Source organism: Myxococcus sp. CA023 (genome assembly GCF_010998615.1).
Taxonomy (GTDB): domain Bacteria; phylum Myxococcota; class Myxococcia; order Myxococcales; family Myxococcaceae; genus Myxococcus.
Genome location: NZ_JAAEAH010000023.1, coordinates 62,435 through 75,380 on the forward strand (window position 1 = coordinate 62,435; position 12,946 = coordinate 75,380).

Consider the following 12,946-nt stretch of genomic DNA (forward strand, 5'->3'; position numbering starts at 1 on the left):
GGAGTAGCCTGGAGAGAATGGCCATGGCGCAGACAGGGCGATCCGGCTGCCCGATCAACCTGACGCTCGAACAGCTCGGCGACCGCTGGAGCCTGGTCGTCGTCCGCGACGTCATGTTCGGAAACAGGCGCAGCTACGGCGAACTGCTCGCGCAAAGCGAGGAACGCATCGCCTCGAACATCCTCGCGGACCGGCTGAAGCGCCTGACAGCGTCCGGCCTGCTGACGCGACGCCCGGATCCAACCCACCGGCAGAAAGTCATCTACAGCCTGACGGAAGCGGCCATCCAGCTCGTGCCACTCCTCGCGCACATGGGCGCCTGGGGCCGCCGGCATACGCGCCCGAGCAAGGAGCTGTCCGTACGCGCAGAGCTGCTGGAACAGGGCGGCGCTCCGCTTTGGAACGCCTTCATGGAGGAGCTGCGCCACCTGCATCTCGGCGCGCCGCGGCCGGCACGCTCGGTATCCGGCGAGTTGCAGGCCGCCTACGAGAAGGCGCTGGCGAAGCGCTCACGCTGAGCCCGGCGCGTCGTCCTCTCGCCGGGCACAGGTTCACCCACCCGCGCTAGGCGCGCTGGGCCATCCGGCGCAGGATTTCAGACTCCATCCCATGCACCACCTCCGACAGGGGGATGGTGCTGGAGTCCACGTGCACCGCGTCCTCGGCGGCCTTCAGCGGCGCCACAGCGCGGGCGGAGTCGTCGCGGTCCCGCTTCGTCTGGTCCGCGAGCACGGAGTCCAGGCTGCTCTCCACGCCCTTCTGGAACAGCTCCTCGTAGCGGCGCCGGGCGCGCACCTCGGGGCTGGCTGCCAGGAAGAACTTCGCGTCCGCGTCCGGGAACACCACCGTGCCAATGTCACGGCCCTCCAGGATGGCGCCCTTCTCCGACTCCAGCGCCAACCGCCGCTGGAGCTGCAGCAGGCCCGCGCGCACGACCGGCCGCCCGGACACCTGGGACGCCGCCATAGAGATGTCTGGCGTGCGAATCTCCCCGGACACGTCCTGGCCGCCCAGGAAGACGTGGTTCTCCTCCCCCACCACCTGGAAGTGGATGTGCACGCGGCCCAGCAGCTCGCCCAGGCGCGCATCGTCGTCGAAGGCGATGCCCTCACGCTGGGCCATCAAGGCCACGCAGCGGTAGATGGCGCCCGTGTCCACCAGCGAGAAGCCCAGCCGGCGCGCCAGCAGCTTGGACACCGAGGACTTGCCGGCGCCCGCGGGGCCGTCGATGGCGACGATGAACGGCCGGGCGCTCATGACAGGAGCTCTTTCAGCACCTGGACGCAGCGCGCGTTCTCCGCGGGCGTGCCCACGGAGATGCGCACGTGGTTCGGGAAACCCTGCCCCGCGAAGGGCCGGACGATGACGCCCTTGCGCAGCAGTTGCTCGTACAGCGCCACCGCGGGACGACCAAAGTCCACGAACACGAAGTTGGCGTGGCTGCGCGTGACCGTGCCGCCCAGCTTCGGCAACTCCGCGGCGAAGTAGTCCAGACCCGCGCGGTTCACCTCACGCGTGCGGCGCACGTGCTCGGTGTCTTCCAGGGCCGCCAGACCCGCGGCCTGGGCCAGCACCGTCAGGTTGAAGGGCATGCGCGTGCGGTGCAGGTACGCCGCCAGCCGGACATCCATGATGCCATAGCCCAGGCGCACGCCCGCCAGCCCGTGAATCTTGCTGAAGGTGCGCAGCGCCACCAGGTTCGGGTGCCGGCCGACCAGCGGCACGGCGCTGGTGTACTCGGGCCACTCGACGAACTCGAAGTAGGCCTCGTCGTGCACCACCAGCACCTCCGGCGGCACCGCGGCCAGGAAGCGCGTCAGGGCGTCGCGGCTGAACGCGGAGCCCGTGGGGTTGTCCGGGTTGGCCAGGAACACCATCCGCGTGCGCGGGGTGATGGCCTTCGCCATGGCCTCCAGGTCGTACTGGAAGCCCTCGCGCATGGGCACCTCCACGAAGGGCCGCCCATGGGCCTGCGCGGAGATGCGGTACGCGGAGAAGGAGCCCTGGCACAGGAGGATTTCGTCCTCCGGCGTGGTGAAGGTGCGGATGAGCAGCTCGATGAGCTCGTTGGAGCCGCTGCCCAGCACCACCTGCTCCGGCTTCACGTCCACGTGCGCGGCCAGCTTGCGCGCCAGGTGGAAGGACGTGGCGTCGGGGTACAGGTGCGTCGCGCCAGAGACGTTCCGCATGGCCTCCACGGCGCGCGGGGAGGGCCCCAGTGGATTTTCGTTCGAGGCCAGCTTGATGACGCCCTTGAGGCCGAACTCACGCTCGGTCTCTTCAATGGGCTTGCCGGGCACGTACGGCTTGAGCGTCTCAACGTGGGTGGGGACGAGCGGTCGCATGGTGTAAGGGCCCTGATACGGTGAATTCAGCGTCCGGAGAACACACCGAGCGCGCGAAACTTCGCGTACCGGTCCTGGACCAGTTCATCGGGCGACAGCTCGGCGAGCTGTCCCAGGTGCTTGCGCAGCGTCTTGCCCAGCGCCTCCGCCATCTTCGCGGGGTCGCGGTGGGCACCACCAGCGGGCTCGGCGATGGCCTCGTCGATGATCTTCATCTCCAGCAGGTCCTTCGCGGTGAGCCGCATCGCGTCCGCGGCCTTGTCCGCCTTGGCGGCGTCGCGGAACAGGATGGAGGCGCAGCCCTCCGGGGAAATGACGGAGTAGACGCTGTTCTGGAGCATCAGCACGCGGTTGCCCACGCCAATGGCCAGCGCGCCACCGGAGCCGCCCTCACCCACCACCGTGGAGATGATGGGCACGCGCAGCCGGCTCATGACCTCCAGGTTGACGGCGATGGCCTCGGCCTGCCCACGCTCCTCGGCGCCGATGCCCGGGTACGCACCCGGCGTGTCGACGAAGGTGAGGATGGGCTTCTCGAAGCGCTCGGCCAGCTCCATGAGGCGGCGGGCCTTGCGGTAGCCCTCCGGGCGCGGCATGCCGAAGTTGCGCGCCATGTTCTCCTTGGTGTTGCGGCCCTTCTGGTGGCCCATCACCATCACCGGCTTGCCGTCGAAGCGCGCGAAGCCGCCGACAATGGACGGGTCCTCGCCAAAGGCCCGGTCACCGCACAGCTCGACGAAGTCGGTGAAGAGGTAGTGGACGTAGTCGAGGAAGTAGGGGCGGTTCGGGTGCCGGGACATCTGCACCACCTGCCACCGAGTCAGGTCGCTGAAGATCTCCGTCTGGAGCTTCTTCGCCTTCTTCTCGAGCTTGGAAATCTCCGAGGAGAAGTCCACCGTGCCGCTGGTGGAGAGGACCTTGAGCTCGTCGATCTTCTTTTCCAGCTCAATCAGGGGGCGCTCGAACTCGAGCACATAGCTGGTACCGGTTGCCATGGCGCGGAACTAGCACCAGGGTAAGGCGGCTTTCAACGCGCAAGCGATTACGCACCCCTGTCTGGAGGCACATGCACCCCGCCCTGCCCCTCTTGCTCCTGGCCCTCACGGGCGCAGCGTCCACCCCCAATGCCCGGGGACTGAACACCCAGGGCTTCCGGCTGTACCAGGCGGGGCGCTACCCAGAGGCCCTGGAGCGCTTCCAGGCGTCCGCCCGGGAGTCCCCGGACTATGCGCTGGCGCACTACAACCTGGCCGCCACCCTGGGGATGCTCCGCAAACAGGGGAAGGTCTGCGAGTACAGCGCCCACCGGGACGTCATCGTCGAACACCTCACCCAGGCGGTGAAGCTGGATGCCCGGCGGCTCACCCGCGCGAAGGAGGACGCGGACTTCACCCCCATCCGGGACACCCTGGGCTGGCAGAAGCTGCTGGGCCGCAGCCCGGCGAGGGAGGCGGATGTCCCCGTGCTGCTGCGCGAGGTGTCCTGGTTCGGCCCGGGCGTGGGCGTCTACGGCACCACCCAGGGGCTGCGCTTCGGCCCCTCCGGCAGGGTCACCCTGTGGACGAAGGAGGTGGGCGATGACGGGACGCCCCGTCAGAAAGAGGTGCGGGGCCGCTACACGGTGCGCGGCAGGCAGGTAGCGCTTCGGTTGAATGGCCGTGCGCCGCTGGAAGGCACGCTGACGGAGACGGGCGCGCTCACCATCCCCGGCCTGGAGACGTTCACCGACTCACCTTCGGAATGCGAGGCGTGAGCCCCCACGGGCCTCCGTGCCTTCCAGCCATCAGTCGCGACGCGAGGCACGCTCGCTTTCAGATACGGCCCGCGCAACACCCTTGGCACCCATGCCGCGCGTCGGCATGGTGCGCACGGGGGCAGGTGGGAAGGGATGATTCTTCGGGGTGGAATCAGGGCGTGAGGCGGATGTGGCGGCGGCCCCCTCTACTTCTGCACAACAGCCAGGACACTCCCGCCGGGTGAAACGAAGCCCGGCAGAGCACCCCTTTGGCCCGATCCACGTCGGGCCTGGCTCAGGCCGCCTTGGTCTTCGCGGCCGGCAGCGACAGCGCGTACCACGCCGTGCGGAAGGCCTTCAGCTCGCGCAGACCCGCCGGGTGACGGCCCAGGGCCGGCGCCATGGTCACAGGCAGGCCCAGCTTCTTCTCGATGGCCTTCGCCGCGTTGAGTTCCAGCTTGCGCCGGTTCTCGCACTTCTCGCAGGTGGACTTGGGGCCCACGCGGTTGACGAGCACCCGCTCCACAGGGAGCTTCTTCTCCTTCAGGTACTCCACCAGCCGCTCGGTGCGGGCCGTGGCCAGCTCCTCGCCACGCGTGACGACCACGAAGCGCGCCTCGCTCGGGGAGGCCAGCGCGTCCTCGAAGCGCTTCACGTGCTTGATCATCCCGGCGATGTCGTCCGCCAGCTCGCCCAGGCCCTTGGCGCGGTGCTTGGTCAGCACCGCGTGCAGCGCGCCCAGCCACGTCTTGGCCGTCTCCGCCATTTCCACCACGCGCACGGACGTCACCACCGGCGCCGAGTCCACCACGATGCGCTTGAAGCGCTCCTGCACCAGCGCGTCCGTCAGACAGGACAGCGCGGCCAGCTCGTCGATGCCCGGCGGCGCGCACTCCAGCACGTTGCGCAGGTAGAGCAGATCCGCGGGCACCTCGCTGCCCGACCGGGGCGCGCCCTCGAACGCCTTCTCCGCCTTCTCCTTCACCCGCTTGCGCAGGGCATTGAACCACCCGGCGATGTCCAGCTCGCGAGCGTACAGGCCCTTGGTGCCCTTCACCTGCGTCTCGGTGTCCGTCAGGCGGCTCTGCAGCACGTCCGACAGCGAGTGCGCCGGATCCGTGGAGATGAGGAGCACCGGCCCCTCCTTCTCCGTCAGCGTCACCGCGGCGGCAGCGGCGCAGGAACTCTTGCCCACCCCGCCCTGCCCCACGAAGAAGATGAGCCGCGTGGGCGGCAGCGGCGGCGCGGCGATGGGCGGCATGGACGGCGCGCGCACCAGCGCCGGAGGCCCTTCGGCCGCGGCGAACTCCAGCGCCTTGGTCTCCTTGCCAGCGGCCCACGCCTTGGCGAACAGCGCCAGGCCATCCAGCCCGCGCGGCGCCACTTCACGCCGGCCCAGCAGGTGCACCGGCACCGTCTTGTCCAGCGCCTGGAACTTGCGGACGTGGGGGGCCTGTAGGCCGCGGCGGCCCTGACACGCAGGACAGCCGTCCTTGTCCTCGATCTGATTGACGACGATCTCCGTCACCGGCAGCCCGCGCTCGCGAAGCTGGGTGAAGAGCATGCGCGTCTGCGCCTCGGGCACCGGCTCCGCCAGCGCCACCAGGTGGAAGGCCGTGCGCGCGGGGTCCTTCAGCAGCGCCAGCAGCTTCTCCGCCTTCTGCCCCACCTGCTCCAGGAATCCAGGCGCCTCGGCCGCGGCCGCCGCCTTCTTGCCCTTCTTCGCCGGCGCCTCCGTCTTGTCCCCACCGGCCTTCACCAGGCCCAGGAACTTGCGCAGGCTCGTCGGCAGGTCGAACAGCCGCAGGGTGTGGCTGGTCGGCGCGGCGTCCACCACGATGCGGTCGAACTCCTCGCCCTCCAGCAGGTCCACCACGTGGAAGAGCGCCACCAGCTCCTCCAGCCCCGGCACGGCCTGCTGGTACAGCTTGCCCATGTCGTCTTCCGACACGTGCGTGCCCTTCGCCGCGGCCTTCGACAGCGCTGGCAGGTAGGAAGCCAGGAAGGGCTTCATCAGCGCCGCCGGCTCCACTTCCAGGCCGTACACGCCGCCGTCTCCCTTGCCCGGGACCAGCTTGGTCGCCTTGGCCGGGAGCTTCTTCTTCACCAGGTCCGACAGGGAGCGGACCGGATCCAACGACACGAGCAGCACCCGTTCCTTGGGCGCATCCTCCGACAGCCTCAACGCATATGCCGCCGCGAGCGTGGTCTTACCTACCCCGCCTTTGCCGCCGAAGAAGTGAAGTACTCGCGCGTCGCTCATTGCGTTGTGGCCTTCCTTGTGCCCCCCCGCGGCACCCGATGCACACTCCGGGGCGCCCGAATAGATTGGCGCCGCTGGAGTTGCCCGAGGCGTGGAACATGTACGGCCGGGCACTCCCTGTGGGTGGGAGACCCCCCAAGAATCCCCCGTCAGGAGGTCAAAAGTCAAGAATTGACGGGGGTTTCGCGGCGGGGTCGCCGCCTGGGCGGGCATCCCCTCCAAGCCAGGCCAAGAGCCCGGAATCCGAAGGGGATTTCCTACCCGTGAGGTCAGCGGATGACAAACGAGTTGGTGCCCATGGCCCCCATCGCGCCGTCACTTCCCTGCCCGCCCAGGGGGCCGCCACCGCCGCCGCCGGGCGCCTGCTGCGCGCGGGCCTCGGCCGCGTAGCGGTTGAGCTTGTTGTAGAGCGTCTTCTCGCTCACCCCCAGCACCTCGGCGGTGCGGGCCTTGTTGTTCCCGTTCCGCTGGAGGCTGCCCAGGATGTACTCGCGCTCCACCGCGTCCAGGCTCAGCCCGAAGGGCAGCCGGAAGGTGTGGCGTTCTGGGCTCTTGCCGGCCATGTCGGGCGGCAGGTGCTCGCGGGTGATCAGCTCCCCGTCGCACAGGATGACGGCGCGCTCCACCGCGTTGCGCAGCTCGCGGATGTTGCCCGGCCAGTCGTAGTTCTTCAGGACCTCCATGGCCTCCGGGTGCACGCCGCTGACGCGCTTGCCGGAGTCGCCGCGGAACTTGTCCACGAAGTGCTGCACCAGGATGGGGACGTCGTCGCGGCGCTCGCGCAGGGGCGGCAGGTGGATCTGGAAGACGTTGAGGCGGAAGTAGAGATCCTCACGGAAGCGCCCGTTCTTGATCTCCTGCTTGAGGTCGCGGTTGGTGGCGCAGAGCACGCGCACGTCCACCTCGATCTCCACCTTGCCGCCCAGCCGGCGCAGCTTTCCCTCTTCCAGCACGCGCAGGAGCTTGGCCTGCAGCTCGATGGGAATCTCACCCAATTCGTCCAGGAAGAGCGTGCCGCCGTGGGCCATCTCGAACACGCCGGGCCGCCGCTGATCCGCGCCGGTGAAGGCGCCGCGCTCGTGGCCGAACAGCTCGGACTCGATGAGCGTGGCCGGGATGGACGCACAGTTGATGGCGATGAAGGGCTTGTCGCGGCGCAGGGACAGGTTGTGCACCGCGCGGGACACCACTTCCTTGCCCGTGCCGGACTCGCCGCTGATGGACACGCTGGCCTTGGAGGGCGCCACCTTCTCCACCAGCTCGATGACCTTGCGCATGCCCACGGACTGGGCAATCAGGTCCGACGAGCCGAGCTGCTTCAGACGCCGCCGCAGCGTCTGCACCTCGCGCATCGTCTCCTTCTTCTCCAGCGCCCGGTCGATACAGACCTTGAGCCGCGCGGTATCCAGCGGCTTGACGATGAAGTCGTAGGCGCCCTCGCGGATGGACTCCACCGCGGCGTCGATGGTGCCTCGCCCCGTCAGGAAGACCACCGGGCAGTCCGGCAGCTCCTCCTTCAGGTTGCGCAGCAACCAGAGCCCATCCGTCTCCGGCATGGCCAGATCCGACAAGACCACATCCGGCCGGAACTCGTTCGCCTTGCGGAGGGCGTCATGCCCGTCGAATGCGATCTCGACCTTGTGTCCCCAGGCGCTGAGCATGTCCGCCAGTGCCTCACACGTGTCGCGTTCGTCATCCACGGCCAGGATTCGTGCGCTGCCCAAGTGAAGACCTCCCGTGCTGCGTCGTGACGCGAAGTTGTCGTGACTCGAAATCAGAAGCCGGCCCGTCGAGATGAGACACTCAGGCGCGGGAGAAACTCAGGCGGCACAGCCCCGCCCGGAAGTACAGGTCGACGCCCAGCTGTGAACAGCGCAGTTGGAGCGCGGCCACGGCTTCGGGCAGGGGCTCGGGGCAGGCGCCGGCCGAATCCTCGACCTCCAGCACCGCGCTCGTCTCGTCCCCGCGCACCGTGACGCGGATCGAGCCGCCATTCTCCGCCCGGCGGAAGGCGCGCAGCAGCGTCTGGATGAGGAAGAAGCCCAGCTCCGACGTGTCCTGCAGGCGGACCTGGACGCCCGCCTCCACCCCCGCCTGGACCTGGACGCGGCGCTTGCGGCCCTCGTGCCCCAGCACGCCCAGCGCCCGCGTGGTGGCCTCCGACAGGTCCGCCACGCCTGGCGCGCCGCCTCGGAAGACGACGAAGTCGCTGAACAGCTTCAGGATGCCGTCCACGCGCTGGATCTGATCGCGCATGGCCTTGAGGTTCTTCTCCTGCGACGGCGGCACGCTCCCCGTCTCCACCTTCAGCTTCTCCGACAGGACCTCCAGGTGGATGGCCAGCGCGTTCAGCGGATTGCGGACGTCGTGCAACAGGCTGTCCATCAGCGTGGGGACGGCCAGATACCGGGCCGCGCCCACCACGGGCTGCGGCGCGTCCTCAACAGAGGGTGCACTATTTGACATTGCTGTCGAGGTAACCAACTGGAACTCCTCGGGATTTCCCCTGTTCCACCCCCGCCGCCGCCCAACCGGAGCCAAGAGTTAGGGAGCCGTTCCAACATCGTCAACCCTGGGGCGGTAATTCTTGCCGGAAGTGGCAAATTCCCCATACACGGCGCGGACTTATGTCCGCCCGCGAGTGTTATTCAGGTGACGATTGAGGAGCGCGCGCGATCCGCGCGGAAATGCCCGTACTGCCCCGCGGTGCGGGGTGCTCAGGCACCCGAGGCGGGAGGCAGGGCGGCATCGCCCAGACCCACCAGGTCCAGCTTCAGCCGGGCCGCGTACTCGAAGATGCGAGGGTCCCGGTAGAACTCGCCGAACACGATGCGCACCAGGCCCGCGTTGGCGATCAGCTTGAAGCACGGCCAGCACGGCGAGGCGGTGGTGTAGATGGTCGCCCCGTCGATGCTGACGCCGTTGGTGGCGGCCTGGATGATGGCGTTGGCCTCCGCGTGGACAGTGGCCACGCAGTGTCCGTTCTCCATCATGTGACCCACGTCATCGCAGTGCGGCAGCCCCCGGATGGCGCCGTTGTAGCCGGTGGACAGGATGGTCCTGCCCCGGACGATGACGGCTCCCACGTGCTTGCGATCACACGTGGCGCGCGAGGCCACCTGCGTCGCGATGTCCATGAAGTACTGATCCCACGAGACACGTCCGGCCATCCCACGCCTCCAGTCCGGCGGATGTACCCCGCTCGCGCGCGGTGTCGAGATTCCTGCCAGCCGGCCAGGCGGACCTGAGACACCGCGCGAAGTGGCTAACGCCCGGCGGCGTGTGCGAGTCCCCCCTCCGTCGCGGGATTGCGCGCCAGCAGCCGGCCAAAGCCCTTGGACTGGAGGAAGTGGCGCACCTTCGCGCTGGGTGCGGCGAACGTCTCTCCGGGCATGGGCACGTCGAAGCTGTAGTTCTCCTCTTGCACCTCGAAGTCCACCTTCGCGGTGCGGTAGCCCTCGACGATGGCCAGCAGCCGGCCCGTCGCGAGGCTGAAGATGCCGCCGCCCGACGCGCCGTAGCCGATGGGGGCGTCCGTCTTCACCATCTTCGGGCGCTGGGACGCCTTGTCCCATTCGACCTGGGACAGCATGCCGCCGGACAGCGACAGCGCGCGGCCGAACGGCGAGGCAGCCACCACCACGTCCTCGCCCAGCTCCAGCTCCGCGTCGTCTGCCAGCTCCACCGCGGGCAGGTCCAGCCCCGGCACGCGCACCAACGCGAGGTCCAGGTCAGGCACGTGGCCCATCGCCACCACCTCGCCCCGGTGCTCCAGCGACTCCGCGCGGCGGTCCACCAGCACGCGCAGCTCCGGAGCCTCCATCCCGTCCATGGCCACCGCGTGTGCATTGGTGAGCACCCAGGCGACCGTGGCTCCGTTCGCGTCCCGCTCGGCGCCCACCACCACGCCCGACGCCGTGCTGCGCACGCTGCCCTGCGAGGCCAGTTGCAGCCGCACGTTGTGCGGGAGGATGCGCCGCACCTGCTCCTTGCGCGTCATGCGCGGCGCGTCCGGCACCGCGATGACACGCTCGACGACGGGCGCCACCTGGGATGCGGGGATGGCGGCGGCCGGCTGAGACGGGGCACCGGCGCACGACACGAGGGCGAGCAGGGCGGGGGCGCCCAGGAGGAAGCGGGTCATCGACTCTCCGGTCTGGGGGGAAAACGGATGCAGCCAGTACAACTCCCTGGCAGCCCCCATCATCCCGAGCCCTTTCCGGCTTTGAAAGCAGGCGTCCAGGCGGGCCCCGGACGCCTGCCCGGTCACGCGTAGCGCTTCTTCATCAGGAAGAGGATGGCGTCCTTCGCACACGCCTCGCAGTAGCCGTAGCGCTCCGCCATCGTCTTCAGCGTGCTCTGCACCTGCGTCTGCTCGCGCGCGGTGAGCTGGTTGCGGTCCTCGGACAGGTACTTGAGGACGTTCTCCTTGTTCTTACGCAGCACGCGCTTGCGCTCCTCGAAGTAGTGATCTCGCAGGCGCTTGAACATGTCCGGGAAGATGCGGCCGTAGTCCATGACCGCGTCCGGGTTGTCCAGCCGGTGCGCGCCGATGGAGGCGATGAGTCCCCGGCGGAAGTCGGCGGCGTCCTCGCCGCGCGGCATGATGATGGCTTCCACCTCCGCCATCCGCTGCTCGTCCGGCGCCTCCATCACCCCGGTGACGCGGTTGCGCATCTTCTCCCCGCGCACCCAGTGGCTGATGGTCTGGATGTAGCGCTCCACCAGCTCGCGGTACTGCCCCTCCGACACCAGCCCCATGGACTCGCGCACCTCCGAGTCCACCCGGTCCAGGTACTCCGCCTCCGCCAGCCGCACGAAGGCGTCATGGTCGTGGTAGCCGTCCACCACCTCCTGCAAGAGGAACTCGTAGACGCTCTTGTCCTTGCAGATGGCGGACAGCTCCTCCAGCACCGCCAGCGCGTTGAGGCACTTGTAGTCGGCGTTCTGCGCGGCATTGAAGAGCGCCGTCTTGATTTCACGCGCGCTGGCGCCCGAGCGCCCCTCGTAGTTGGGGTACGCGTCCGACTCCGTGAACAGGTCCTCGCGCAGCTTGCGCAGCTCCTTGGTGTCGGCCAGGCTCAGCCGGTCCGGCGGCGCGCCCTCCTCGTAGAGGTGCAGCTTCTCCACCGGCGTCACCTGGTCGATGAGGTCCTTCACGTCCTGCGGGTAGCGGTCCGGAATGGGCTTCTTCAGCCGGGTGAGCACCGCCCACATGGCCGCCAGCTCCGTGGCATGGGGCGCCACGTGCTTGCCCACGGTGGTAGAGGTGATCTGCGCGTCGTAGATCTGCTGCTCGGTGCGGTAGCGGCGCAGGTAGGGCACGCGCACCAGCTCGATGCGGCCCTTGAAGGACGCGAAGTCCGGCAGCTCCTTGAAGGCGTTGAGGTGCTTCTCGTTCGCCGACGCGATGAGCACCTCGTCGAGCTGGAGGACGAAGGGCTCCAGCGGCACCTCGCCCGTCTCGCTGAAGCCCAGCAGGTACTTGAAGGCCTCCAGGGGCCGCTTGAGCAGGTCCGAATACTCGATGAGCCCGCGGTTGGCGTGGACCAGGGGGCCGTGCGGCTCGAAGAGCACCGTGCTGTGCAGCGGCGCGGGAACGTTGAGCTGGGTGCGGTCCGCGGTGAGCTGCTGGACGACGGCGTCCACGCTCATCTGCGGCTCCACCGTCACCGTGCCCACCTGATAGCGGCGCGACACATAGAAGCGCTCCACCTGGACGTGGCGCATCACCTTCAGCCAGTCCCCGCCGTAGGAATTGAGCAGCGCGGTGTAGATGCGGCGGCACTTGGAGCACAGCTCGCCGTCCCGCACGTAGTCGGACAGGATGAAGTCGCCACTCTCCCCGTCCCCGTTGCCCAGTCCCTTCTTCTTGAGCGCCGTCTCCAGCAGCTTGCGACGCTCGCCGGGCGGGACGGCGAAAAGCGGGTGGTCCCGCAGCTCGCACGGCATGCGCAGGTCGATGGACTCCGCGTCCAGGTGCGCGAAGGTGGTCATCTCCCCACTGGCGGAGTCCCGCTCGCCGAAGCCGATGGAGCCCTTGATGAGCTTCTCCGACGGGAACACCCAGGCGAGCCGGTAGAGCGCGCCCTGGGGCAGCCGCGAGTACGCCTCCATGCCCACCTTCAGGGCATTGACGAGCGTGGACTTGGCGCTGCCATTGGGCCCGTGCAGGAGGATGAGCTTGTTGATACGGCCGGCCCGCACGAAGTTGCCGAGCAGCCGGTAGATGGCGTTCTGCACCTCCTCCTGGCCCGCCACCCGGTCGTCCCGGTCGCCGCCGGGCACGTCGAAGACCTGGAAGCGCCGGATGGTGCCTGTGGGGTGCGGCACCGTGGTGGTGCCGAAGTGGTCCATCACGTCCCGCAGGTACTGCGCCGCGTTGCGTGCCTGGCCCTTCGGGTCGTTGAAGAAGAGGGAGAGATACTCCTCGAAGGAGAGAATCGACCGGTTCTTGACGAAGTCGGCGTTCACCTGCGCGCCCACTTCCTGCAGATAACCCTTCGCGTCCAAGTTGACTCTCCTCTGGTCAGTCGTCCACCACCAAGTTTTCCGCCCGGGCCACCAATGTCCAGCACCCCGGATGCCATTGTCGGCTGGGGC

The 12,946-nt window shown here is 68.6% G+C and carries 11 protein-coding genes; 2 read left to right on the plus strand and 9 right to left on the minus strand.

Features of this window, described 5'->3' with window-relative positions; all coding sequences use genetic code 11:
- Positions 1-17: 17 nt before the first annotated feature.
- The gene (locus F8M74_RS12480; protein WP_141254281.1) at positions 18-518 is read left to right on the plus strand and encodes a helix-turn-helix domain-containing protein; all 501 of its coding nucleotides are present in this window, start codon (positions 18-20) and stop codon (positions 516-518) included.
- A gap of 46 nt (positions 519-564) precedes the next feature.
- Here F8M74_RS12480 and cmk read toward each other — a convergent pair whose 3' ends face one another.
- Genes cmk through F8M74_RS12495 form a run of 3 tightly spaced genes read right to left on the minus strand, consistent with a single transcriptional unit; the run spans position 565 to position 3,340 of the window.
- Positions 565-1,257, minus strand: a complete 693-nt coding sequence (gene cmk / locus F8M74_RS12485) for a (d)CMP kinase (RefSeq protein ID WP_141254279.1) — start codon at positions 1,255-1,257, stop codon at positions 565-567.
- Complete coding sequence (hisC, locus tag F8M74_RS12490) at positions 1,254-2,345, minus strand: histidinol-phosphate transaminase (RefSeq protein ID WP_141254277.1); 1,092 nt, start codon at positions 2,343-2,345, stop codon at positions 1,254-1,256. Before hisC ends, cmk begins: the two co-directional genes overlap by 4 nt.
- Positions 2,346-2,371: 26 nt before the next feature.
- Complete coding sequence (locus tag F8M74_RS12495) at positions 2,372-3,340, minus strand: acetyl-CoA carboxylase carboxyltransferase subunit alpha (protein WP_011554047.1); 969 nt, start codon at positions 3,338-3,340, stop codon at positions 2,372-2,374.
- Between the two features lie 71 nt (positions 3,341-3,411).
- Between F8M74_RS12495 and F8M74_RS12500 the strand changes: the two genes are divergently transcribed.
- A complete protein-coding gene (locus F8M74_RS12500; RefSeq protein WP_228559383.1) occupies positions 3,412-4,098 on the plus strand; it encodes a tetratricopeptide repeat protein in 687 nt (228 codons plus the stop codon).
- A gap of 277 nt (positions 4,099-4,375) precedes the next feature.
- Here F8M74_RS12500 and F8M74_RS12505 read toward each other — a convergent pair whose 3' ends face one another.
- The 6 genes from F8M74_RS12505 to F8M74_RS12530 form a co-directional block, all read right to left on the minus strand.
- On the minus strand, positions 4,376-6,343 hold the full coding sequence (locus tag F8M74_RS12505; protein WP_141607743.1) for an ArsA family ATPase: 1,968 nt from the start codon (positions 6,341-6,343) through the stop codon (positions 4,376-4,378).
- A gap of 269 nt (positions 6,344-6,612) precedes the next feature.
- A complete protein-coding gene (locus tag F8M74_RS12510; RefSeq protein ID WP_011554050.1) occupies positions 6,613-8,067 on the minus strand; it encodes a sigma-54 dependent transcriptional regulator in 1,455 nt (484 codons plus the stop codon).
- 79 nt (positions 8,068-8,146) lie between these two features.
- Positions 8,147-8,884, minus strand: coding sequence for a HAMP domain-containing sensor histidine kinase (locus tag F8M74_RS12515; RefSeq protein ID WP_141256916.1), 738 nt, complete (start codon positions 8,882-8,884; stop codon positions 8,147-8,149).
- Positions 8,885-9,060: 176 nt separating this feature from the next.
- Positions 9,061-9,513, minus strand: a complete 453-nt coding sequence (locus F8M74_RS12520; protein WP_141256917.1) for a cytidine/deoxycytidylate deaminase family protein — start codon at positions 9,511-9,513, stop codon at positions 9,061-9,063.
- Positions 9,514-9,608: 95 nt separating this feature from the next.
- The gene (locus F8M74_RS12525; RefSeq protein ID WP_141256918.1) at positions 9,609-10,487 is read right to left on the minus strand and encodes a serine protease; all 879 of its coding nucleotides are present in this window, start codon (positions 10,485-10,487) and stop codon (positions 9,609-9,611) included.
- 122 nt (positions 10,488-10,609) lie between these two features.
- A complete protein-coding gene (locus F8M74_RS12530; protein WP_141256919.1) occupies positions 10,610-12,856 on the minus strand; it encodes a PrkA family serine protein kinase in 2,247 nt (748 codons plus the stop codon).
- Positions 12,857-12,946: the final 90 nt, after the last annotated feature.